The sequence below is a fragment of the Weissella confusa genome (assembly GCA_041871065.1).
GTDB lineage: Bacteria > Bacillota > Bacilli > Lactobacillales > Lactobacillaceae > Weissella > Weissella confusa_A.
In genome coordinates this window covers 336,178-360,736 of record CP168942.1, presented here as the reverse complement: position 1 = coordinate 360,736, position 24,559 = coordinate 336,178, and the positions used below count along the sequence as shown (strand labels likewise).

Genomic DNA, 24,559 nt, shown 5'->3' with positions numbered 1-24,559 from the left:
ATCATGTAAGCGGTTTCTTATGCCAAAGATAACTATTGAAAACAGAAAAAGCATTCCCACAAAAATGTGAGAACGCTTCTTAAAGTACATCTATTAGTCTGCAGACAAGGCATCGATTGGGTTCAACTTTGCTGCGCGACGAGCTGGCAACAAAGCGGCCAAGAATGAAATGACCAATGCCAAGATCAACGTCATGACAACATTACCAACTGAAATTTGAATCATGTCAAACTTCGCAATGCTGTACAAAGCTGAGTTCAATAGCGCACCGATTCCAAAGGCCAAAATAAGCGCCAAAACGAAACTTGCCAAACCAATTAGCAAAGACTCTGACGTAAACAAGTTACGAACATCCTTCTTGCTTTCCCCCAAGGCACGGAGAATTCCGATTTCCTTCGTACGCTCTGAAACTGACATGAACATCGTGACAATAATCATCAAAGCAGATACGACCAATGAGATACCAGCAATTGCAGCCAAGACATTGGTTGCCAATGAGACGATTGTGTTGATGGTATCCAAGATTGAACCAACCGTTACCGCTTGGAACAAACGCTTACCATCCTCACCCTTCATCTTGTTAATGTCCTTTTGGAAGGCCTTAACGTCATCCGTGTTCTTCACACGAACCGTTACGAACAACGCACGGGTATCCGCACCAGCTTCCTTGTAGGCATCTTCAATCGTGCTTGCTGTCGTCACGTTTGCCGTTCCAGCTTGACCAGCGTCGATAACACCCGCAATCTTGAACGTCTTGTTAATTTCAACTGGCGTCATACCATCAGACTTGACCGTCATCCACTTAACCGTCATTGTCTTACCAACAACTGACTTCCAGTCCTTAGTGTCAAACTTCTTTGCGACAGTCTTCTTATCAACCAAGATTTCATTCTTGCCAGGTACGTGACCAGCCTTAATCAACTTCTTTTGATAAGTTGCTGACCAAGTTTGTACGGTACCAAGTGAGTAATCCTTGCCTTCAAGGTTCGCTTGCACGTTGCCGGCTTGATAACCCTTTTGCAACGTCTTCACGTACTTGTTGGCCTTAATCTTCTTGATTTGATCGTCTGAAATTGTCGTCTTGTCCATATCAACGCCGGCTGTTGCGCCAGACGTTTGACCGACACCGCCGTTTTCGCCTTGGTGACGCGCGACCGTAACAGCCGTTGGGTTTGCCAATGAGTTAACCTGGTCGTTAATGTAGGCCTTAACCCCATTTCCCAAACCGGTGAACAACATCACGGCAAACAACCCAATCGCTGTTCCAATCATAATCAATGAATTACGCCAGAAGTTGTACGTCAGATGCTTGAACGCATTTCGGAATGATGTAACTGCTGGCAATGGACGATCTGCCAAACGCGTATCATCAGCTGGCAACTCGTATGCCGGCTTCAAACGCGTGTCGGCATCGATTTGGCCATCAGCCAAGTGCACAATGCGCGTTCCGTGATCAGCCACTTCTTGTGAGTGGGTAACCGCGATAACTAACTTCCCTTCTTGGGCAATTTCATCCAAGATTTCCAAGACTTCAGCCGTGTTCTTTGAATCCAACGCACCGGTTGGCTCGTCGGCAATGATAATCTTTGGGTCAGAAGCCAACGCACGCGCAATTGCGACACGCTGCTTTTGTCCACCAGACAATTGGTTTGGGTGCTTCTTAATTTGATCCTTAAGACCAACCTTCTCCAACAATTCCGTGGCACGTGTAATCTTGTCCTTTTGGCTCAACGTCGTCATTTCCAAAGAAACCAAGACGTTTTCCAAAACCGTCAAGTGACTAATCAAGTTGTAAGCTTGGTAGATGTAACCAATCGTACCACGACGGTAAGCATCCAATTGCTTTTCCTTCTTGTGATCCAATACTTGGCCGTCAATCGTAACCTTGCCTTCGAACTCACGGTCCAACCCACCGATGATGTTCATCAACGTTGACTTACCACCACCAGATTCTCCAAGGATTGAAACAAACTCACCCAATTCGAAATCCAAGTCAATGCCCTTCAAAACAGGGAACTCTTCCTTACCTAGGAAGTATGACTTGCGAATATCTTTTAACTCTAAAAATGCCATTGTCTCTCCTCCGGCTCTCTACGCTTTTTGTCATAATTATTGTAACTAAGTGTACCGCCGTATTTAAACGGCGTCAAGAAAAGTTTAATCAAAGCGTCTTCGATTAAACTTTTTGTGTTATAGTAATTCTACAACAACTCACAGAAAGGTGGCCTATCATGAATCGTGAAGAAAAAAAGGCGCTCACCAGGCGACAACTCATCGACGTCGCCACACGTCTATTCCAACAGCACGGTATCCATAACACTGATTTAAAAACAATCGCTGCCGAAGCCGGCGTGTCTGTGGTCACCTTTTACAAGTACTTTGACAGCAAAGAAACGTTGATTGGGACAATCGCTGCCGAACAACTAAATGCGTTGTTCGATCAGATTATGGCAATCACCCACCAAACTGATTTACGTTTCATTGAAAAAATCAAAGCCTTCGCCACGCTGTCTCAACAAAAACAGCAGGAAATTGCAACGACGTTTGGGGATGAAATGATGCAACTGCTCGAGAAAGACGATTCAGCTGTCCGGGCAGTTGCTGAATCCCGTCGCGACGAATTTTTCGAAGCAATCATTGAGCAAGGTCGTGATGAAGGTTTCTTCAACACCAACGTTAGCACAACGGCCATTCGCGTGTACATTGATATGTTTGTGACTTACCCAAATGTTCAAGCCAGTTTGGCATCCGGCAATGGCCTCACTCGCCGAGAATTAGACGCGCAGCTAGAAGAACTTTTCTTCTTTGGCTTGATGGGTTCAGTTGACGCTGCCCACCGCGACCAATTAAACGAAATCCGTAAACAACAAAAGGGATGAGCAACTGCTCATCCCTTTTTTGCGATAGTTCGCAACACACCATCATGATTGTTGTCTGCAACTGCTACAGCATACCCATACTCAAATAGGCGCTTATCAGCGTTCGGCATAATCACCGGGTGACCAGCTAATGACAACATTTCTTGGTCATTCATGCCGTCACCAAAGGCCATTAATTCATTCGGTTCACCACCCAAATGTGCCAACATCCGTTCCAAACTCACCGCCTTATTGACGCCAGTTGCCATCACGTCCACGACCCCGTTACCAGGTGTCGTAGCGTGAACATCGATACCGCTCTGCTTAACTTGGTCAACAAACGTTTCACTTTCAGCTAACGTCCAAAAGACCGTCACTTTAACAACTGGAACGTCAACTTCGCGTAGTGACGTCACTTCACGTGGTTGGCCATATAATTCAGCCATCATTGCCACAAATGCCGGTGGCACTTGCCCATAGCCACGCACAACCAGCAGTTCATCCGGGCTAAAAATCATCACCCCACCATGTGGCTTACCTGGCATCAGATCAATTTGGTCCTGCAAATCCGCTAGCTGTTCAGACGTCATCGTCAAGCGGTCTGATAACTGTTGATCAGCAGATAGCAACGTTGCACCGTTATCAGCCACAATGTTGACCTTATCCAAGAAGCCACCGAACAACATCTGCACGTGGCGCAAATCACGACCACTGGCCACAATAAATTGACCACCCTGTGCTGTATAAGCGTTGATAACCTGCGCAAATAAATCACGATTGTACTGTTTTTTATCGTTTAAAAACGTACCATCTAAGTCCGTCGCCACAAATTTTGCCATTATGCCACCTCACTTCGTATTATCTAGCTTAATCCGATTTATTGAAGATTACGTTCGAAATCTATCACCTTTTTTTTCCAATTCTGACCAGCTCGATACTGTCCTAGTGTCCCATCGCTTCGAACAACACGATGGCAGCCGACAAATACCAATAACGGATTTTTACCAACCGCCGATGCGACGGCACGTACAGCGTTTGGACGACCAATTCGCTTCGCTAACGCCGCATACGTCAGCGTCTCACCAAAATCAGTCTCGGCTAACGCGCTCCAAACTTCACGCTGCAATGCTGTTCCTCGTCCCTGCCAATCAGGTATAAAATCAACCCCGCGACCGGCTAAATAATCAGCCACCACCGTCGCATAGCGTTGCTCCCCGCTGGGTGCGATTTGCGTTTTACCAAACCAGGCCTGATAGTCAGCCACGGGATCATCGGCCAATGACACGAACGTCATCCCCGCCTCCGAATAAAAGATGGTCAACTGCCCATTCAAAAAGTCGTACGTTTCATATTGCATATCATTATCTCTTTCGAATGAAAAAAGCTACTCGTATTCTTGTTTACGAGTAGCTTACCAAATATCTTAGATAATTTCTTCCAGCTTAGCCAACACACCATCATGTTCGTTATCCAAGTCAGCCATGCCGAACCCACGATTGAACAGACGCTCATCAGCATTTGGCATCACATAAGCTTGCCCAGCCAGTTCCATCATTTCCAAATCGTTCATGCCGTCGCCAAAGACAGTCAATTGCTTTGGTTCAAGCGCTAACTTGTTAATTAGCGCTGACAAACTTGTCGCCTTGTTCACGCCTTCAGCCAAGATATCAACCGCCCCATAACCAGACGTCGTTGGGTGCAATGGCATCCCCGATTCATTAATACGGCGAATAGCTTCGTTTGAACTTGGCACATCAAAAATAGCTGTCACGCTAGCCAATGGTTGTGGAATATCCGTTAAGTGATCAACCAAGTGAATCGTGCCATACACATGCGTCATGTAGTCTTGCAAGTCTGGTCGTAACTCACCATAACCAGATAAACGGTACATGCTATCTTCAGAGAAAGCGATAATACCATCCTTTGGTGAAACATCGGCCAAGATGCTTTCTAGTTCAGCCAATGTTGACGCATCAAGCGTACGCAAGTCTGTTTCCGAAGTACCACGGACATGCCACGCGGCACCGTTATTTGTTACCAAGTGGACGCGGTCAGCTAATGCGCCAAACTTGCTACGTACCCACTTAGCTTCGCGACCAGTTGCAATCGCAAACTGGTCACCTTTTTCGTCGAGTTGATTCAAAATCTTAGCAAATCGTTCTGCATCGAAGGTTTTATCCTCGTGCAAAAATGTTTGGTCCAAATCCGTTACAAACAAGCGTGTCATGATAACCGCCTCCACTTTCCTTATGTCAGTAATAAGTGTATCAAATCGGTCGCCTTTGTAGATGTCTAAAAGGAACAAAAAAGGCGATTGCTTTCGCAATCGCCTTTCGCGTATAGCCCATCAGGGAGTCGAACCCTGGATGCCGGTGTGAAAAACCGGAGTCTTAACCGCTTGACCAATGGGCCATGATGTTTTAACAACCTGTCTCAACAACAGAATTAATATTACCAGAATAAATTGACCAATGCAACCCCTAATTTTAAAACTCGTAAACTTTCTTTTGCCTCCCTTCTGCCATACGGTATAATACCCTTAGAGGATATTAAGATGACGGACAAACAACTTGCCCACCCAAAGTGGTTGCTCTTTTTCGAGACGTTAACAGCCATCGGGGTTATCGTGGCGTTGTTGCGTTTCTTCGCAGCAATTATCAACAGTATTTATCATCATTTTACTGGTCATACATTCGCATTCGTCGAGGCAGTTAGCCAAAACACATGGCAAAATTATTTGACCCTAGCGATATTGATTATTGGTATTTTAGGTACCCGCTATTTAAAAACAAAGTTTAAGTAAAAAGGACGACCAACATCGGTCGTCCTTTTGCTTTAGTTATTCGAATTCAGCATTCTTCTTCATTGTGGCATTAATTGTATCAGCCACCAATTGATTAAGATGACCATCTTCCAACACTTGCCATCCAGCAGCCGTTGAACCACCCGGCGTCATGACTTCATGCGCCAACGTCATTGGATCCTTTTTGAACTCTTCCATGTGGCGAGCTGTCCCAATAACCGTTTGTTGCGCCAAACGTTCTGCTGTCTCTGGTTCAATACCAGCTTGCACACCAGCTTGAATCATCGCCTCAGCAAACGCTGCGACAAACGCTGGACCAGAACCAGCCAAGGCACTGACAGCCCCAAATTGTTCTTCAGGCAATTCATCTGTGCGGCCAAAGTCCAAGAACAAAGCAGCGATAGCCCCCTTGACATCAGCATCCATCGTGTCATCAAACGCCAAAGCTGTATAACCATACTTAAGCGCAACATTCACATTTGGCAAAGTACGCGCAATTAAAACGTTTGGTCCCAACGCATCATGCAATTGTGCCAATGACACACCGCCAAGAACTGACGCCACAATAACGCCCGGCTTCATCATTAATCCAAGTTGTAGTTCCTTAGCGACATCAGCCAATTGTGCAGGTGGCATCGCCAAAACAACCATGTCAGACTCAGCCCAAACATCCAAAGCAGATTGCTTAGCCTCTAGCCCTAGTTCAGCCGCAACTTTTTCACCTGAATGTGGTGAAAAAAGCACTTGGCGAATTTCGGCGTTTCCTTGCCAGCCTTGCATCATCGCTTTAGCCATATTACCAGCACCGATAAATCCAATTGTTAACATCTCACACCTCGTTCATATCGTTTGTAATGACCTAATCATATCATACCTAGATAATATAAGAAGCGACCCACCGTTTTGTTTTTGTTTGCCGTGAAAAATAAAAAGACCTCGAAAAAAATCGAGGTCTTTGTTCATTATGAGAACCCTTGACGTTCAGATAATGAGAATGCTTTATTGTGATAACGCATCGACATAATCAAACCGATACCCAACATATTTCCGACCAAGGCAGAACCACCTTGCGAAATAAATGGCAACGGGATACCTGTCAATGGTACCAATCCGATATTCATACCAATATTTTCAAAAATGTGGAACAACAACATCATTACCACACCAGATGCAATGTATGCATAGAATTGATTTGACGTATCATTAACAACTTGGAAGATTTGATAAATCAACAAGAAGTAAAGAACCAGTAGCAAGACACTACCAACGAAACCGAAATTTTCACCAATAACTGAGAAAATCATGTCGGATTCACGAACCGGTACCGCAACGTGCGAAACGTTGAAACCAGTTCCGGTAATACCACCGGATCCAATGGCCTTCATCGCTTGCCACAACTGGTAACCACTATTAGACGTATCCCCTGAAGGATTCATCCAAGCGTCCACACGGGCAAATTGATAAGCTTCAAATCCAACCTTTTCCAGAATGTGGCGTCCCCATGTTTGGGTAACAAACAAAATGGTCGTTGTTCCCAAGACTGCAGCTGCACCAACAATTGGCCCTAAAATTGACCAACTCAAACCAGAGACCAGCGTCATGCCAAAAACAATTGCCACGAACACCAAAGTTGTTCCAAAGTCGTGTTGTGCCAAAACAAGTACGACAATCGGCGCCGTCCAAGCAATAATCTTTAACAACAAGAACTTATCAGAATCCCAAGTGTGTTCTGGGTTTTCCAAATTGTGCTGTGAAATCACACGCGCCAACATAATAATGAACGCTGGCTTCATAACTTCGGAAGGTTGGAACGTCAATGGTCCAATTGCAAACCATGACTTTCCACCAGTGTTAGCGTAGTAAGCACGTGAGTAAAAGATCAAAACTGCAATCATCAAGAAGACACCCAAGCCAAAAATGTAAGGGGCCACTCGCCAAAGCTGTTCTGAATCAAATCTCATGATAACCATGACCGCAATAATACCAACGACATAGTAGGCACCTTGCATAATCACCATACGCCAAACATTAACACCGACAGTATCGTGTACTCCCGCAACATATAATGATGCTAAACCAATCAACGCAAGCATCATCACAACGAAGATGATTGACCAATCAATCACACCACCTTCGCTTGAGAAAAAGCGTTTGATCATGTTTTAACCTCTTTACTGATTAGTGATGCAAGTTAAACTCTGCAATCAACAATTCCATTGCGTCATCAAATGACTTGGCCGTGGCCGTACGATTGTCAGCAAAACGCACCGTCAAAGGTGACGTAGACTCATCAATCGTACCCAAGCGAACCTTGTTTACCTTCACTTCTGAAAGGTTATCTCCCAAATCATTAATTTCAACTGAAACAGGCTTATTATTACGCGACATAATTACTTTCCTTGTACTCCGTGCATGTGTTCTAGCAACTTACCAGCTCCAACGGCAACATTGTCCAATGGGCTTTCTGAAATCATAACAGGTACACCAAGGTGTCCTGAAATCAACTTGTCCATTCCGCGTAGCAACGCACCACCACCGGTCAAAACAACACCGCGATCGATAATGTCAGCTGCCAATTCTGGTTGGATTACTGACAAAACTTGGTGCGCTGCATTCACGATTTGGGCCAACGTGTCGTGCATTGCTGACTCGACTTCGTTAGCGTTCAACGTGATTGTGCGAGGCATTCCCGTGAAGTTATCACGTCCACGCACTTCCATCTCTTCTGGCTCTTCCAACGGCGTTGCTGTACCAATCTTAATCTTGATTTGTTCAGCCGTACGCTCACCAATTTGCAAACCATGCTCACGCTTAACGTAACCAGCGATGTCAGCATTCATCTTATCACCGGCAACACGGATTGATTCTGAAGCCACAATATCACCCAATGACAAAACGGCAATATCTGACGTTCCACCACCCATGTCGATAACCATTGAAGCAATTGGTGAGAAGATATCCAAACCGGCACCGATGGCTGCAACCTTTGGCTCGTACTCAAGGTACACCTTACCGCCACCAGACTTTTCAGCAGCACCAATAATGGCCTTACGCTCAATTTCCGTGATGTTTGTTGGTGCGCACACCATGATGTTTGGTCGTGACATCACACCCTTGGCATTCAACTTAGCCATGAAGTATGACAACATTGCTTCCGTCATATCAAAGTCTGAGATAACCCCATCCTTCAAAGGACGAACGGCACGAATGTTACCAGGCGTGCGGCCAACCATTTGGTAGGCTTCGGTACCAACTGCCAAAACCTTATCCGTCTTGGTATCGATTGCAACGACTGATGGCTCGTTCAAGACGATACCTTTTCCTTCAACATAAATCAGAACGTTAGCCGTTCCCAAATCAATGCCGATTTCCTTGGCCATGATTTTCACCTCTTAAATTTTTACCGAGCAAGCTCGTTTATATTCTTTTACGTATCTATAATAGTATACAACAAAAACCGACGTCATTTGCCCTTAGTTTCTACATCAGGGTAAAATAGATAGAAAGACAATAAAAGGACGATATTCAAAATGAAATTAACCCTTAAAGAAATGGTTACGGCCCTAAACGCCAGCGTTTCAAACGATGCTGATGTCACGGTAACAAGTACAACATTCGATTCTCGCAAAGCTACTGCAGGCAGCTTGTTCATCCCCTTGGTCGCTGAGAACGACGGCCACGATTATATCGCTAGCGCCATTGCAAACGGCGCAACCGCAACTCTGTGGCAAGCAGACCACGGTAATGTGCCAACAGATATCCCTGCAATCATCGTGCCAGATACGTTGGACGCCTTCCAAAAGCTAGCCGCTTACTACCTAAAGAAGGTTGCCCCAAAGATTGTTGCCATTTCAGGTTCAAACGGAAAGACAACAACGAAAGACTTTATCGCTGCCATTGGTGCCAGCACGTTCAAGACTGTTAAGACACCAGCAAACTTCAACAACGAAATCGGTGTACCGACAACCATCCTTTCAATGGCTGAGGATACTGAATTGTTAGTTGTCGAGTTCGGTATGGATCGACCTGGCGATTTGACGCTTCTATCAGAATTGGTCAACCCGGACATCGCTGTTCTAACGATGATTGGCGAAGCCCACATCGAATTCTTCAAGACTCGTGACCGAATTGCAGATGGCAAAATGGAAATTATCAACGGTTTGAAGCCTAATGGGTTGTTTGTCTACAACGGTGACGAGCCATTACTTCGTGAACGCGCCGCACAACACGAAAACCTCCAAACGGCCACATTCGGACTTGCACCTGAAAACGATTTGTTTGCTTCAACCATTGAAATGAACCCGGTCGAAGCAACTTTCCAAACGAATCAAACTGATGAAACTTTCCGCATTCCACTAACCGGTCGTTACAACGTTTCGAATGCGCTAGCTGCCATTTCAGTTGGTCGTGCATTGGGAATTGCATATGACAAAATAAGTGAGGCCTTGGCTAGCGCCCCAATCACTGAAAACCGCACTGAATGGTTAGACGGTCAATTCGGTGGCAAGATTTTGTCTGATGTCTACAACTCAAATCCAACCGCTGCTAAGGAAGTGTTGCACTTCTTCGCCGAGGCCCCAACCCAAGGTCGTCGTATTGCCGTACTTGGTGATATGTTGGAGCTTGGTGAAGCCGGCCCAGCTTTGCACGCTAGCCTAGCTGATAGTCTTGAACCATCAGCTATCCAACGCGTTTACCTAGTTGGAGATATCATGGCCAGCCTTGAAGAGGCACTAACTGCTACCTACCCATCAGGGGCTGTGGTTCGTTACGCTAAAGATAACTTGCCAACGCTGATTGATGATCTGAAGTCTGAATTAACTGCCGATGATATCATCATGCTTAAGGGTTCTCACGGTATCCACCTTGAGAACGTGGTTGCCGCTTTAATTTAAGATTTAATTGCATAACACAAAAAGGACTATCGCAACTTATGCGATAGTCCTTTATTTTTTAACTGAATAGTTACTTTAAGTCTAAACTGACTTGATGTAGTTCACACCATCAGCGGCTGGTGCCTTTGACTTAGCAAAGAACACAACCAAGATTAGCACCGTAAAGACGTAAGGTGCGACTTGTAGGTAAACTGATGGCACTTGGTTCAAAACTGGCAATTGTGCCCCAACGATGGCCATTGATTGTGAGAAACCAAAGAACAACGCTGCTGCCATGGCACCAACTGGATTCCAACGACCGAAGATCATTGCGGCCATTGACATGAATCCTTGTCCAACAATCGTTGATGCTGAGAAGTTACCGGCGATTGATTGTGCGAACAACGCACCACCAATTCCACCAAGCACACCAGAAATCAAAACACCCGTGTAACGTAGGGCGTAAACATTCAATCCCAACGTATCAGCGGCTTGTGGGTTTTCACCAACAGAACGCAAACGCAATCCGAAGCGTGTCTTGAACAAAACCCATGATGCAACAAAGGCGATAATGATTGCGACCCACGCCGTTGAAGACGTCTTCGTAAAGAAGATTGTTCCAATAACTGGAATCTTTGACAACACTGGTACGTTCCAGTAACCAAAGTTTTCAGCAATCATTGACGTTTGACCCTTACCGTACATCAACTTAATCAAGTAAACACCCAAAGCTGGCGCCATCAAGTTCATAACCGTACCTGACACAATGTGGTCGGCACGCAACGTCACCGTCGCCACAGCGTGCAACAATGAGAAAATCAACCCAATGACCGCTCCGGCTAACAAACCAAGCCATGGTGTCAAACCACCAAATTGACCAGCGAACGTCAAGTTAAAGACAACACCGGCGAAGGCTCCCATAATCATGGTTCCTTCCAATCCAACGTTAACAACACCGGCACGTTCTGAGAACGTACCACCCAATGCAGTGAAAATCAAAGGCGCTGAGTAAACCAACGTACTTGAAATCACCAATTGCAAGATCGTTTCCAAACTCATGATTACTCTGCCTCCTCTACTTTCTTCTCAGGTTCCTTAGGTCCCTTCATCTTCTTGGCTTTTTGCTTCGCATCGTCTTCGTCAATCTTAACCAAGATCAAACGAATCAAGTAGTTAGCACCAATAAAGAAGATAATTGAAGCCGTTACAACAGAAACCAATTCAGTTGGCACACCTGAGGCCAATGGCATTCCCAAACCACCAACTGACAAAATTGAGAACAACAAAGCGGCAAAGAAGATTCCAAGGAATGATCCTGATGCCAACAAAGCTACGGCCATACCATCATAACCAACTTGTGGTGCAGCTGTTTGAGAGAAGATGTTTAGGTACGTTCCCAAACCTTCTGTTGCACCAGCCAAACCAGCCAACAAACCTGAAATCGTCATGGCCGTAACAGCCGTACGCTTTGCTGACATACCAGCATAACGGGCTGCGTCTGGGTTCAACCCAACCGCACGAATTTCAAAACCAAGCGTTGTGCGCTTCATGATGAACCAAACGGCTACCAACGCAACAACGGCGATGATAAATCCAATGTTCAAACGTGAACCACCCGTCAAATTTGACAAGAAGTCCCAACGCAATGAATCGCTGGCGTGCAACGTGTTCGTCATATCAGTTGTCGCCATCAACTTCTTTGGCAACCCTTGCACAAAGGCATTTCCACCATACAAAGCGATGTAGTTCAACATGATTGTCGTGATAACTTCTGACGCACCGAATTGGGCACGCAACCAACCAGGCAAAGCACCCATCAACGCACCCGCAAGTGCTCCGATGATAACAGCCAATGGAATTGACAACCATGGTGTCATTGATTGGTTAACCAAGACAAACCACGTTGACGCAATCCATCCAACCCAAACTTGACCAGCAAGTCCGATGTTGAAGAAGCCGGCTGATTGGGCAACCAAGAATCCAGCAGCCGTCAAAATCAACGGCGTCATTGAACGAAGAACTTCACCAATGTTCAATGATGAGCCCAATGCTGATTGCACCAAGCTAATGTAACCAGTAACAGGGTTAAATCCTGATACCAACATGATGATCGCACCGACCATCAATCCAAAGAAGACAGCCAAGCCTGCTACGAGACCTGTGCCGTATGAATTAATCTTATTCACCAGTCTACTCCCCCGCTAATTGCGCACGCGCTTCTGCCAATGACATACCGGCCATCAACAAACCAAGCTCGTTCTTTGACGTCTCGTTTGCATTAACGACACCAGTAATCTCACCGTGTGAGATAACAGCAATACGGTCAGCGACGTTCAAAATTTCATCCAATTCGAAACTTACCAACATAACAGCCTTGCCTTCGTCACGTTGATTAATCAATTGTTGGTGAATGTATTCAATTGCACCAACGTCCAATCCACGCGTTGGTTGTGCGGCAATCACAAAGTCGGCATCTCGGTCCAACTCACGGGCAATAATCGCCTTTTGTTGGTTACCACCAGACAAAGCACTTGCCGGTACCAATTCGTTAACTGTACGAACGTCGAACTTCTCAATCAATTCACGGGCATGTGAGTTAATTTGCTCGTAGTCCAATACGCCAGCCTTTGACATTGGGGCCTTGTAGTAAGTTTGCAAAGCAATATTCTCGGCCAACGTCATATCCAATTCCAAACCAAAGCGGTGACGGTCTTCAGGAATGTGACCAACACCTGATTCAGTAATTTGACGTGGCTTCTTGTTCGTGATGTCCTTGCCCTTCAACGTGACCTTACCTGATGCAGTTGGCATCAAACCAGTCAATGCTGAGATGAATTCTGATTGACCATTACCGTCGATTCCGGCAATACCCACGACTTCACCAGCACGGAAATCAAGGCTCAAGTTCTTCACAACCTCAACACCGCGAGCGTCCTTAACCGTCAAATCCGACACAGACAAAACCGTGTCAGTTGGGTGAGCAGGCTCCTTTTCGGTAGAGAATAGTGAAACTGAACGACCAACCATGATGTCAGCCAATTCTTGTGATGACACACCCGCAACTGGGAATGAATCAATTGATTGTCCGCGACGGATAACCGTCACTTGATCAGCAACTGCCTTGATTTCGTCAAGCTTGTGCGTAATCAAGATAACTGACTTGCCTTCTGCAGCCAAGCCCTTCAAAATCGTCATCAATTCGTCGATTTCTTGTGGCGTCAATACGGCCGTTGGCTCGTCGAAAATCAAGATGTCAGCTCCACGGTACAACGTCTTCAAAATTTCTACACGTTGTTGCATACCAACTGAGATGTCTCCAGCCAATGCACTTGGATCAACATCCAAACCGTATTGTTCTGACAACTTCTTGATATCAGCAGCTGCCGTCTTCATATCCAACTTCACCCCATTAACAGGCTCTGAACCCAAGATGATGTTTTCTGTAACTGTAAACGCATCAATCAGCATAAAGTGTTGGTGCACCATTCCGATACCCAATTCTGCAGCCTTTGATGGGCTATCAACAATTACCTTTTCACCGTTGATCAAGATATCTCCAGCTGTTGGTTGCAACAAGCCAGACAATTGATTCATCAACGTTGACTTTCCGGCACCGTTTTCTCCCAACAACGCGTGAATTTGCCCGCGCTTGACTTGCAAATTAATATGGTCGTTCGCACGGAACTCCCCAAATTGCTTCACAATGTCGCGCATTTCAAGCACAATTGGCTCTTCTGCCATAGTCATTTCTCCCTAGAAGCTTTCTTCATTCACAAAGGTTTCTTATTTGTGAAACAATATGTTTATTTTACCTATTTTTTACTAAATTATCCACTATTTGAGAGGGTATTATTCGTCTATTAACATGTCTGTAATACTATTTCGAGATAAGTTAATGGTTGTAAAAAGAAAAACAGGAACTTTCTTTCGAAAGTTCCTGTTTTAGTTCGTTTTTTAAACGTTTTACTTCAAAGTGCTTGGGACCTTAACTTCGCCTGACTTGATTGCCTTTTCGGACTTTTCTACGGCTGTCTTTTCAGCATCATCAAGATTTTGCTTCGTTACAGCGACACCGTTTTCCTTCAAACCGAATGTCGTTGTCTTTCCACCTGGGAACTCACCCTTCATTGATTGGTTAGCCAACTTTACCAATGAACTACCAACTTCCTTAACAGCTGACGTCAACGTCATGTTAGCTGACTTGCCATCCTTTGACTTGTAGTTACCTGAGTCGTGTTGATCCATGTCAACGCCAATAACCCAAACCTTGTCCTTTGAGTTAGCATCCAAACCAGTGTCAATATCCTTAGCCGCTGTGAACACCCCGTTACCTGCAGGTCCAGCCGCGTGGAAAATAACGTGAGCACCAGTCGTGTACATAGCAGCAGCCATCGTCTTAGCCTTTGCTGCGTCAGTAAATGATTCAACGATTTGCGTATCAACAGTCATGTTTGGATCAACTGACTTAACACCAGCAATGTACCCAGCTTCGAAGGCTTGGATAACAGCTGAGTTCATTCCACCGATAAACCCAACCTTCTTGTCACCCAATTCCTTAGCTTGCGTTGCAGCAGCAACACCAGCCAAGTATGATGCTTCTTCTTGCTTAAACATCAATGAGGCAACATTCTTGTACTTTGAGTCTACAACGTCGTCAACCAAGACGTAGTCAGTCTTCTCGTTGTTCTTAGCTGAGGCTACCAAAGCGTCGTGTGTTGCGTAACCAACACCTACGACCATGTTGTAACCAGCTGATACAGCTTGTTGGAAGTTCGTTGCAAAGTCTGCATTCGTCTTTGAAGCAAAGTAGTCGTAACCGTCCTTACCCTTCTTCAAATCGTGTGACTTACCCCACTTTTGCAAACCTTCCCATGCTGATTGGTTAAATGACTTGTCATCAACACCACCAACGTCAGTGACCATTGCCACTGAGAAGTTCTTCTTGTTTGAGTCTGAATTATTGTTTTCCGCAACAGCCACTCCAACACCTACAGCTGCCAACACCACAACACCACCGATAATCAAGTTACGACGTGAAACCATGTCTCATTTCCTCCAAAAGTACGATTTGTACTGTTCCTAGTAATTCCCATGTCTAGTTAACAAAAGTTTTTCTTGTTAACCTGACTTGCCTTGATTAGTATATAAGGTTCGCTTAATAAAAACAATGAAGAAAGTGTGAATTTAGTTCGTCTAACCCGTTTTTCGTTAAACGTTTAACCGATTTAGCAGCGTTTTATACGACAAAACACGAACAAAAACAACAATTTCATTCACATTGTTTTTGGTAAAAACGTTTTACTTGGTTTTGATAACTTGGTTAAACTCCCTATTTTCGTCACGCTTTATTCTTTACAAATCAGTTACAAAATAAAAGGACCGAGTCACCTCAGTCCTTTCGTCTTTAATATGCTAGAAGTTTTGATTAAACTTAGATCCTTCAGGGTGGTTAGGCACCTTGATTTTACCTGAAATGATATCATCCTTCGCCTTTTCAACCGCCGCCTTTTCATCGCTGGTCATATTCTTAGTTGGCGTTGCAACACCGCCTTCCTTCAAACCATAAGCAACCGTCTTACCACCAGGGAAATCACCCTTCATCGCCTTATTAGCAACCAATTCAAGTCCACGTCCAACACCCGTGATTGAAGACGTTAGCGTGAAGTTAGACTTTTTACCATCCTTCGATGTGTAATCACCCATATCTGATTGATCCATGTCGACACCGATGACCCAGACCTTATCCTTTGAATCAGCGGCTAGTTGTTGATTGGTGTCCTTGGCTGATGTGAAGACACCGTTACCAACGGCACCAGCTGCTTGGAAAATCACCTTTTCACCTTTCGCAATCATAGCATTCGTGATTGTCTGCCCCTTAGCTGCATCGGTAAACGAGTCAGCGTATTGCACATCAACCTTAATGTTCTTATCTACTGATTGCACACCGGCAACATACCCAGCTTCAAAAGCGTCGACAATATTACCGTGCATACCACCAACAAAACCAACTGTATCAGAACCCAAATCCTTAGCCTTAGTTGCAGTGGCAACTCCTGCCAAATATGACGATTGTTCTGATCGGAACATCACTGATGCCACATTCTTCGTCTTCTTCGTATCGATGTCATCAACCAACACAAAATCCGTCTTTGGATTCTTCTTTGCTGCATTAACTGTTGCTTCGTGAAGCGAGTATCCAATACCCGCTACCATACTGTACTTAGCCGCCACGGCTTGTTGGAAGTTCGTCGCATAATCAGCTTGTGTCTTTGATTGAAAATAATTATAACCATTCACACCCTTAGTTAACTTGTGTGACTTTCCCCACTTTTCAAGACCTTCCCAAGCTGATTGGTTGAATGACTTATCATCCACACCACCAACATCAGTCACGATTGCGACCGTGTAATTCTTCTTTGCGTTACCAGCATTATTTCCTGACATCGCATATGCAGCGCCCCCAATGACCGCAACTGCCAGAACACCACCAACTAACAACAATCGACGTGATACCATTTCAACGTCCTCCCAAAATAACATTATGTTGTATATATCTCTAAAAATGTAACAAATCGTTACGTTCCCCGTATTTACTCAGACTATAATACGCACTTCGCTAACAAAAAGCAAGCGCAAACGTCATGGTAAATTCGTAATAAAGAACGTTAAACCATCAGAAACACTTATCATTGCTGAATTCATTTGATAATTACGAACTTTATTATTATTTTCGCTTTTAATAATACGCAACATTTTAAAACTAACGTTACGTTATGAAAACACAAAAAAGACAGCATCCGAAGATGCTGTCTTTTTTACTTATTATTGAAATCCGTTAAGTTCGTCATCCCCGTCAGTAACCTTCTTAGTTACTTCTTGGCCGTGATGACGCTGGTACTCTGCGATAATACCCATTTCACCCAAACGGTTAGCAACTGAGTATGGCAAATTAATCTCAGACTCAAAGTATGTGTCCAAGAATGCCAATTGATCAACCGTCAATCCTGATGAAACGGCGTGTGAAAGCGTCGTAATAACTTCAGCGGCTGCCGGTGCATTCGTTGCAATTTGGGCACCGTAAACAATACCCGTTTCGTAATCATAAATAAGGGATGCCAAAATATCTGACTTCTCACCCAAAGCATGAATTGTTGCTGGCGTGTGGATGTCCAAACGTTCGATTGTATCGCCGACACGTTCCTTAGCAGCTGTCACTGTCAAACCTGTCTTATAGAAGAAACGATCAAACACTGAGAATCCGATTGTACGCAAGATTGGTTGAATTTCTACGTTCACACCAGCTAGTGCGTAACCTGCAACACGTCCCATCTTAAGCGCTGCTGACATCAATGGGAAGTATTGGTCGAACTTGCCATCAACGACTGCTGAATCACCAACCGCATAAATGTCAGGGTTTGATGATTGCATTTGACTATTAACCACGATGGCACCATTATCACGCATATCAACTTGGCCAGCCAACAACATTGTGTTTGGTTGCAAACCAGATGCGATAGCCATAAAGTCAAAGACTTCTGAAGTGCCGTTATTGAAGTTAACTTCAATCTTCTTACCTTGGTTTTCAACTGAAACAACCTCTTGGTGCTTACGCAAAACCACCTTGTTGTCAGTCAACGTCTTTTCAAGATCTTCTTGCACAGTTTGGTCAAAGTAACGTGTCATCAAACGCTCTGAACGCGTCACAAACGTCACGTGAACACCAGCGTGAACCAACGCAGCGGCCAATTCAGTTGAAACTGGTCCACCACCGTAAACCAAAGCGCGCTTACGGAAGCCCTTGGCGAACTTGTTGATATCTTGCGCGTCTTGTTCATCCTTAACAAACACAACACGATCCAAATCAGCCCCGACGAATGAAGGCACACGAGCTGATGAACCCAATGCGTATACCAACTTATCGAAACTTTCTTCAATCATTGAGCCGTCTTCGATACGACGTGCGTAGACACGCTTCTTTGTCGCATCAATACGCTCAACCAAAACACCGGCACGGTATGTCGTATTTGGTTGACCCTCGAAGTGCTCGAAGTTAACTTGTTCAGCGCTACTTACCTTACCATTCAATGCTAGCTTAATACCAGCTGAAATAAATGGACGGTCGCGCAAGTTCTTTTCTAGAATGACGATTTCATCATCTTTATTAACATGGCGGAATGCATTCACTGCAGACAACCCTGCGTGTGCACCACCGATAACCACAATCTTCATATTAACTACCCTATTAGTATCTATTTTTTAAACCACAATTAACGCGTTTAGGCACGTAGTTTTTCAGGGAAAGATGCCCCAAAAACACGGTACCATTCAGATGCAAACAATGATTGGCGACGAGTGCGCTTCAACATCATTTCTGTATTCAAACGTCGTTCAATCTCAACCCATGTAATTTCTGGTTCATTCATCACCATTTCACGGGCATCCGCCAACAAGTTCTTATCAACAAACTTTGCATCCAAAGCAACCTCATCCAAAAATGGTGCGGATAGCAATGATCTGATTTCCATATCCATACGCTTGATTTGTGTATCCATCGGTTGCAAGCGCTTCTGCACCCACTTACGCTTCGAGAACAAATCACGATTCAAAACTGAATAATAAATCAATAAGTACAAAGTTATAAAAAAGGCCAATGCCGTAGCACCAACATAAATGATAATCTTATCAATCGGCAAGATTGGTAATCCAAAGAATGCAAGAACTGCTGCTAGAGCAGTTAGTACAAACGAGAGGATAAACGTCATCGTATTTTTGAGCTGCCCTAATCGGACACGTCGCTCAGCACGAAGTCGACGTCGACGGGATGATAAACGGGTTAACGTGTCGTTTAATTGTCGCAAATGTTCCAATAAAACGAGCTTGTCGTCCTTATCCATATGACTCAATATCCTGTTCTCTAAAAAATTAACCTTACGGGGACTAGTATATCCCGATTAAAATTAAAAAAACACGAAAAAGCCCGCTTTCTCTTACAAAAAATACGCTTCACTATAATACGACAAAGTACGCTAAAATAATAGTATGGAATTATCAGAAGAAATCCTTGTCCAAGAACAAGAAGCATTAAAGATTGCCAAGCTTCTAGCAAACGATTTACGTTTGCAGATTCTTTGCCTGCTACAAGAGAATGGTGCAGCTACCGTCACAGAGATTATGAACGCGTTGCATGCAGAACAATCTCGCGTTTCTCACCAACTGTCTGAGTTACGTGAATACCAGATGATTTCTGCCACGCGCTCAGGTCGCCAAATTACATACGCCCTCACCGATCCGCACATGATGGAATTGCTTAATGATTTGCTCGAGCACGCAAACCACGTCCGATTGCATCGTGAACACGGTGGCATCTAAAAAAACGTGACGAATTCGTTACGTTTTTTTAGTTTATTTGCGTATAATAAAGTCAATATACTTCTAAGGAGTTCTCATGAAAGAATTTAAAAGCTTTATTCTCCGTGAAGACGTGCAAAAGTTCATTGCTCTTGGCGTCATTGTTCTAATCATCGCCTTGCTACATGACCTAATTAGCGTTTTGTTGCTAACAGCCATCCTTGGTTTTTTAGCCGTTAAATCCGCTAATCGTGTGTCACGTTGGACGAAAATCCCCTACGGCTTTTCCGTCCTAATCGTCTACTTGTTAGCAATTTTCGTCTTTGTATTTGCCATGATTTACATCGTGCCAACGCTAATTAACCAATTTGCGGTTATTCCGGACGAAATTATGAAACTCATCAAGAAGTATCCTGTTATTAAGGAATACTTCGATGATACGTATAAGAAGCTCAACCTACTTAGTGAAATTACTGATAACTGGAAGTCACTGTTGGCCAGTGGTATCAATACGATTTCAACGGTTGGTACTGTCTTGTCCCGCATTGTTTTGTCAATCTTCATGAGTTTCGTACTCGCGATTACTTGGCAACGTCTTCGTATTTTCGGTACGCAATTCTTGCACTCTGACTATCCTAAGTTCTTCAAGCGTGTATACGACCTCGGTCGCACATTCATCTTGATTTTAGGTAGTGTCATTGAAGTCCAGTTGCTCATCGCCTTTATCAACACCATTTTGATGATGATTGGTTTGAGTATTCTGGGCGTACCGAGTGTGATGGTCATGGGATTGATGATTTTCATCCTTGGTTTGATTCCGATTGCTGGTGTCATCATTTCATTGCTACCATTGAGTGTGATGTCATTCGCCGCTCTTGGTTGGGTTGGTATGGTTGAAGTTTGGATTATGATTGCCTTGATCCACATGTTCGAGTCATACTTCCTCCACCCACGTTTGATGGCCAGCCGCACCGAGCTACCGGTCTTCCTCACGTTTGCAACGATTATCGTGATGGAACACTTGCTCGGCGCATGGGGCTTGATTATCGGTGTGCCAATTGTGGCCTTCATCCTCGCTATTCTAGGCGTACAAGATGCAAGTATCAGCAAGCATGTCAAAGATGATGTAGTCGTCGCCGAAAAAGATTAAATAACGCAAAAAAGCTAGTGAACTGATTTGTTCACTAGCTTTTTTCTATATGCATTAAATTCCGAACGTGCCACCATGAACTTCAGTAACGTTCGTCGTGACAATAAAGGCATCCTGATCAATGTCGTGAATCAGACGTAACATATGTCCATAATTGGCGTTGTCGACCATGACCAACAACATTTCCTTGTTATTGTCAGTGAAGCCACCTCTCACATCAAAGACGGTTAGGCTATGATCTTCGTTAAGCAGCATCTCTTGGATGTCGGCCAACTTGTCATTACTCATAATCGTGACTTGATGCTTCAAATCCAGTCCCGTTTCAATGTAGCGCATCACCATTGATGTAATCACCAATGAGAAAGCAGCTAAGAAGAAAGCGTTCGTACCAGAAACAAACAGGTTAAACACTGTCACCACCATATCGATGGCTAACAAAGAAATGGCCGTATTAATTTTAAAATACTTTTTCAAAATCATCGGTGGTACCGTCGTCCCGCCACTTGATGCTTCAAAGCGATATAAAATGGCAATTCCCGATGCGAACACTGCGCCACCGATAATCACGGCAAGGACGGCATCCTCAACAACTTTATGACTTGGTGTAATGTACATTAATACCGGTAACAAAAAACTACCGAATGCAATATTTCGAACCGTCGAACGATCCAAAAATATAGCTGCCAATATAATCATGGCGATATTAATAATCAACACCGTCAAAGCACGGTTAATGCCAAACGCTGCATCCAGCAAAATGGCCACACCGGTTGCGCCACCAGCGGCAACGTTAATTGGTGCGTAGAAAAAGTTAATCGAAAGCGCGATAATTTCCAACGCTACTACAAGAGATAGCGCTCGAAACCAGCCCTGTTGACTCAATCGTTTGTTCATAATGGGTCTCCTTATGGGTTGGAAAGGTATTTAAGTTATATAACTAGCATAACATTTTCATGCAATCGATGTGTGTCCTTTTTTAAAACTAATTCGTTTCGGCAAACCATTCGTCAATTAAACGTTCACGCAACGGGATAAACAGTTCGCCAGCTTTTTGCCCAACAGCCTGTCCATCAATTGAAACAACGCGACCAGCGAATAACAACGAACTCGTTATGAACACCTCATCCGCAGTCAAAAGTTCTTCCTTGGTAAACGCACGTTCTTCAACTGGCATCCCCAAATCCCGGGCCGCTTGGAGCAAGTGAACACGTGCAATTCCAGGCAAAATCAATTTATCAGTCGGCGCTGTTACCAACTTTCCGTCCTTAATCATGTGCACATTGGTATGTGAACCCTCGGTAACACGCGTTGAACCATCGGCGCAAATGCGATAATAGACCGTTTCGTCCATTCCTTTTTCAGCCGCCCGTTGTGCCGAAAGAACATTCGGCAACAAGTTCAACGTCTTCACGTGAGCCATATAAGAGCGAATATCCTCTTCGGTTTGAATACGGAAGTCCCGAGTTTGTGCCTCACGCGTCACAGTCATCGGCGTAATTGTCACGAATAAATTAGGCTTCGCATCCTTTGAAAATGAATGGTGACGTTCCCCACTACCACGAGTCACTTGCCAGTAAACCATGTAGGTCTCATCGGACACCTTGCTAGATAAACTATTGAGCAAAGTCGCCAATTCATCTTTGGTGAAATCCGGCGTAATCATGACCGCTTCCATGCTACGCCAAAAACGATCCAGATGTTCATCTAGCGCAAACAACTTATGATGGCGCACGACCGTCGCGTCATACACCCCATCCCCAAAGTAATAACCGCGGTCGGTTGCTGGAATCATCATATCTTCCAGTAGCGACTCCTTGCCGTTGTAATAGGCAATATTATTCATTTTCAACACCCCCGCAATACTTTCTAATCATTTACTCATAATAGCACTATTTTAAGGCAAAAAAACACCCGAACTGAAAAAGTTTCGGGTGTTAATTACTTATATTGGCAAACGCAACGTCATTGTAAATCGTCCTGGTTCATGTGTCGCCACCAGTTCACCACCTAATCGCTCAGTAAGTTCTTTTGCCATAAACAAGCCAATGCCGCTGGCATCAGTTTGCGTCCGACTTGTGTCTGCCCGATAAAAGCGATTAAAAATTTGATCAACCGGCACAGCTGCATCAGGCGCCACACCATTCGCTATGGTGACGCTTACCCAATCATCTGTACGTTGATAGCTGATTTCAGCATACCGTTCACCATACCGACTAATATTTTGGGCAATATTTTGTAGCACACGATTGACAAGATTTTCATCCGTGACAACTTGCGTACTAAAATCAGGTTCGGTAAATTCAACCACAATCCCCGCTTGTTCAAACGTTTCATACAGGCCTACGAAATTTTCAATGACACTATTTTGCAAATCAAACGATGTTAATGTCAGGTCATTGTTCTGATTCAAACGCGCCAAGCCATATAGTTGATTCAACATATTTTCTAAACGATCCGTCGCCTGACTAATCGTCGCTAAGTACTGTTCGCGTTGTTTCTCATCCGATGATTGCGCCAGCAAATTAATATAACCTTTAATCGCCGTTAATGGGGTACGCAAATCATGTGACAGACCAGTTATCGCCACGTCTAATGTATCCGTAACTCGATCAGCCGCTTTTAAACGTCGCTCATAATCATCCAACAATTGGTTTAAACGGTCCACTGTCCGCCGCAATTCTGGCGTTTGCTCTGTTAAATAAAAACGTTGGCCATATTGTGCTTGCTTAGACACGTTCATCACTTGTTGTTGCAATCCGCGCAGACCACGTTTCGTACGCCAAATAATAAAAAGGAGCACGAAAATCACGCCAATCATCAAAATCACCAGCACCTGCATTTTCAACACTCCTCTTCATTAGTCGAATTTAAACCCAACACCCCATATCGTCTTGATATAGTCATTACCCATCGCGTTCAACTTACGACGTAAATTATTAACATGGACATTAACCGTTTTATCCGCTTCGAAATACGGTTCATGCCAAACGCTCTCATAAATATTCGCCCGCGAAAAGACCTTCTTAGGCTGTGCCATCAGCAATCGCAAGATATCAAATTCATGTGCCGTTAAGTTAATCACTTGATCAGAAACCCTGACACTTCGCTCATCTGGTGCCAACACTACATCACCATAGCGCACCCCACCGGTTTGTTGGTGATGTTGCAATTGCAAATTGACACGCGCAATCACCTCATCCATATCAAACGGCTTCGTAATGTAATCATCAGCGCCCGACGTCAATAACGCCACTTTGCTAGCTACGTCAGCCTTGGCAGTAATTGCAATGACTGGCACCTCTGATTGTTGTCTAATATCACTTAATAACTCTTCCCCAGTCATACCCGGTAACATTAAATCCAACAAAATCAAATCAGGTTTCGCTTGCGTGAACGCCATTTGCCCCTCTGTGCCAGAGTACGCATGACGAACATCGAATCCTTCAGCCGTTAATTTTTCAGTTAATAACGCTTGGATGGTTGCGTCGTCTTCAATAATCAAAATCGTCGCCATCACGCCAGCCCC

General features: G+C 44.4%; 24 protein-coding genes and 1 tRNA gene. 5 read left to right on the top strand and 20 right to left on the bottom strand.

Going from position 1 to position 24,559, the window contains the following annotated elements:
* Positions 1-93: 93 nt before the first annotated feature.
* Positions 94-2,073, bottom strand: a complete 1,980-nt coding sequence (locus ACAW68_01500; protein XGA16278.1) for an ATP-binding cassette domain-containing protein — start codon at positions 2,071-2,073, stop codon at positions 94-96.
* A 158-nt stretch (positions 2,074-2,231) separates the two neighbouring features.
* Here ACAW68_01500 and ACAW68_01495 point away from each other — a divergent pair, with 158 nt between their 5' ends.
* A complete protein-coding gene (locus ACAW68_01495; protein ID XGA16277.1) occupies positions 2,232-2,879 on the top strand; it encodes a TetR/AcrR family transcriptional regulator in 648 nt (215 codons plus the stop codon).
* 8 nt (positions 2,880-2,887) lie between these two features.
* Here the strand turns inward: ACAW68_01495 and ACAW68_01490 are convergent, their stop codons facing one another.
* From ACAW68_01490 to ACAW68_01475, 4 genes are all read right to left on the bottom strand, one after another.
* Entirely contained in the window at positions 2,888-3,697 is an 810-nt protein-coding gene (locus tag ACAW68_01490; GenBank protein XGA16276.1) for an HAD hydrolase family protein, read from the bottom strand.
* A 38-nt stretch (positions 3,698-3,735) separates the two neighbouring features.
* Positions 3,736-4,215, bottom strand: coding sequence for a methylated-DNA--[protein]-cysteine S-methyltransferase (locus tag ACAW68_01485; protein ID XGA16275.1), 480 nt, complete (start codon positions 4,213-4,215; stop codon positions 3,736-3,738).
* Between the two features lie 66 nt (positions 4,216-4,281).
* The gene (locus ACAW68_01480; GenBank protein ID XGA16274.1) at positions 4,282-5,085 is read right to left on the bottom strand and encodes an HAD hydrolase family protein; all 804 of its coding nucleotides are present in this window, start codon (positions 5,083-5,085) and stop codon (positions 4,282-4,284) included.
* A 113-nt stretch (positions 5,086-5,198) separates the two neighbouring features.
* Positions 5,199-5,270, bottom strand: a tRNA-Glu gene (locus tag ACAW68_01475).
* 142 nt (positions 5,271-5,412) lie between these two features.
* Here ACAW68_01475 and ACAW68_01470 point away from each other — a divergent pair.
* Positions 5,413-5,661 (top strand): hypothetical protein, encoded by a 249-nt coding sequence (locus ACAW68_01470; protein XGA16273.1) that lies wholly within the window; start codon positions 5,413-5,415, stop codon positions 5,659-5,661.
* Positions 5,662-5,697: 36 nt separating this feature from the next.
* Here the strand turns inward: ACAW68_01470 and proC are convergent, their stop codons facing one another.
* The 4 genes from proC to ACAW68_01450 form a co-directional block, all read right to left on the bottom strand.
* Complete coding sequence (gene proC, locus ACAW68_01465) at positions 5,698-6,489, bottom strand: pyrroline-5-carboxylate reductase (GenBank protein ID XGA16272.1); 792 nt, start codon at positions 6,487-6,489, stop codon at positions 5,698-5,700.
* A gap of 134 nt (positions 6,490-6,623) precedes the next feature.
* Positions 6,624-7,820 (bottom strand): FtsW/RodA/SpoVE family cell cycle protein, encoded by a 1,197-nt coding sequence (locus ACAW68_01460; GenBank protein XGA16271.1) that lies wholly within the window; start codon positions 7,818-7,820, stop codon positions 6,624-6,626.
* A gap of 19 nt (positions 7,821-7,839) precedes the next feature.
* Positions 7,840-8,049, bottom strand: coding sequence for a DUF2969 domain-containing protein (locus ACAW68_01455; protein XGA16270.1), 210 nt, complete (start codon positions 8,047-8,049; stop codon positions 7,840-7,842).
* Positions 8,050-8,051: 2 nt separating this feature from the next.
* The gene (locus ACAW68_01450) at positions 8,052-9,041 is read right to left on the bottom strand and encodes a rod shape-determining protein (protein XGA16269.1); all 990 of its coding nucleotides are present in this window, start codon (positions 9,039-9,041) and stop codon (positions 8,052-8,054) included.
* Between the two features lie 150 nt (positions 9,042-9,191).
* On the opposite strand from ACAW68_01450, the gene murF reads away from it, so the two are divergent.
* On the top strand, positions 9,192-10,556 hold the full coding sequence (murF, locus tag ACAW68_01445; GenBank protein ID XGA16268.1) for a UDP-N-acetylmuramoyl-tripeptide--D-alanyl-D-alanine ligase: 1,365 nt from the start codon (positions 9,192-9,194) through the stop codon (positions 10,554-10,556).
* 81 nt (positions 10,557-10,637) lie between these two features.
* Here the strand turns inward: murF and ACAW68_01440 are convergent, their stop codons facing one another.
* The 7 genes from ACAW68_01440 to ACAW68_01410 form a co-directional block, all read right to left on the bottom strand.
* Positions 10,638-11,594: an ABC transporter permease gene (locus ACAW68_01440; protein XGA16267.1), complete on the bottom strand. Its 957-nt coding sequence runs from the start codon at positions 11,592-11,594 to the stop codon at positions 10,638-10,640.
* Between the two features lie 2 nt (positions 11,595-11,596).
* Entirely contained in the window at positions 11,597-12,721 is a 1,125-nt protein-coding gene (locus ACAW68_01435; GenBank protein ID XGA16266.1) for an ABC transporter permease, read from the bottom strand.
* Positions 12,722-12,725: 4 nt separating this feature from the next.
* Positions 12,726-14,276: an ABC transporter ATP-binding protein gene (locus ACAW68_01430; protein XGA16265.1), complete on the bottom strand. Its 1,551-nt coding sequence runs from the start codon at positions 14,274-14,276 to the stop codon at positions 12,726-12,728.
* Positions 14,277-14,498: 222 nt separating this feature from the next.
* Positions 14,499-15,578, bottom strand: coding sequence for a BMP family protein (locus ACAW68_01425; protein XGA16264.1), 1,080 nt, complete (start codon positions 15,576-15,578; stop codon positions 14,499-14,501).
* Between the two features lie 369 nt (positions 15,579-15,947).
* Positions 15,948-17,051: a BMP family protein gene (locus ACAW68_01420; GenBank protein ID XGA16263.1), complete on the bottom strand. Its 1,104-nt coding sequence runs from the start codon at positions 17,049-17,051 to the stop codon at positions 15,948-15,950.
* Between the two features lie 306 nt (positions 17,052-17,357).
* Positions 17,358-18,764: an FAD-dependent oxidoreductase gene (locus tag ACAW68_01415; protein XGA16262.1), complete on the bottom strand. Its 1,407-nt coding sequence runs from the start codon at positions 18,762-18,764 to the stop codon at positions 17,358-17,360.
* Positions 18,765-18,811: 47 nt separating this feature from the next.
* The gene (locus ACAW68_01410) at positions 18,812-19,429 is read right to left on the bottom strand and encodes a hypothetical protein (GenBank protein XGA16261.1); all 618 of its coding nucleotides are present in this window, start codon (positions 19,427-19,429) and stop codon (positions 18,812-18,814) included.
* A gap of 145 nt (positions 19,430-19,574) precedes the next feature.
* Here ACAW68_01410 and ACAW68_01405 point away from each other — a divergent pair, with 145 nt between their 5' ends.
* The gene (locus tag ACAW68_01405) at positions 19,575-19,904 is read left to right on the top strand and encodes an ArsR/SmtB family transcription factor (protein ID XGA16260.1); all 330 of its coding nucleotides are present in this window, start codon (positions 19,575-19,577) and stop codon (positions 19,902-19,904) included.
* Positions 19,905-19,980: 76 nt separating this feature from the next.
* Positions 19,981-21,033, top strand: coding sequence for an AI-2E family transporter (locus tag ACAW68_01400; protein XGA16259.1), 1,053 nt, complete (start codon positions 19,981-19,983; stop codon positions 21,031-21,033).
* Between the two features lie 54 nt (positions 21,034-21,087).
* Here the strand turns inward: ACAW68_01400 and ACAW68_01395 are convergent, their stop codons facing one another.
* The 4 genes from ACAW68_01395 to ACAW68_01380 all read right to left on the bottom strand — a co-directional run bounded on the left by ACAW68_01395 (position 21,088) and on the right by ACAW68_01380 (position 24,547).
* Positions 21,088-21,927 carry a YitT family protein gene (locus ACAW68_01395; GenBank protein XGA16258.1) on the bottom strand — a complete coding sequence of 280 codons (840 nt, stop codon included), beginning with the start codon at positions 21,925-21,927 and terminating at the stop codon, positions 21,088-21,090.
* A gap of 88 nt (positions 21,928-22,015) precedes the next feature.
* The gene (locus ACAW68_01390) at positions 22,016-22,876 is read right to left on the bottom strand and encodes an aminotransferase class IV (GenBank protein XGA16257.1); all 861 of its coding nucleotides are present in this window, start codon (positions 22,874-22,876) and stop codon (positions 22,016-22,018) included.
* 99 nt (positions 22,877-22,975) lie between these two features.
* The gene (locus ACAW68_01385) at positions 22,976-23,872 is read right to left on the bottom strand and encodes a sensor histidine kinase (protein ID XGA16256.1); all 897 of its coding nucleotides are present in this window, start codon (positions 23,870-23,872) and stop codon (positions 22,976-22,978) included.
* A gap of 18 nt (positions 23,873-23,890) precedes the next feature.
* Entirely contained in the window at positions 23,891-24,547 is a 657-nt protein-coding gene (locus ACAW68_01380; protein XGA16255.1) for a response regulator transcription factor, read from the bottom strand.
* Positions 24,548-24,559: the final 12 nt, after the last annotated feature.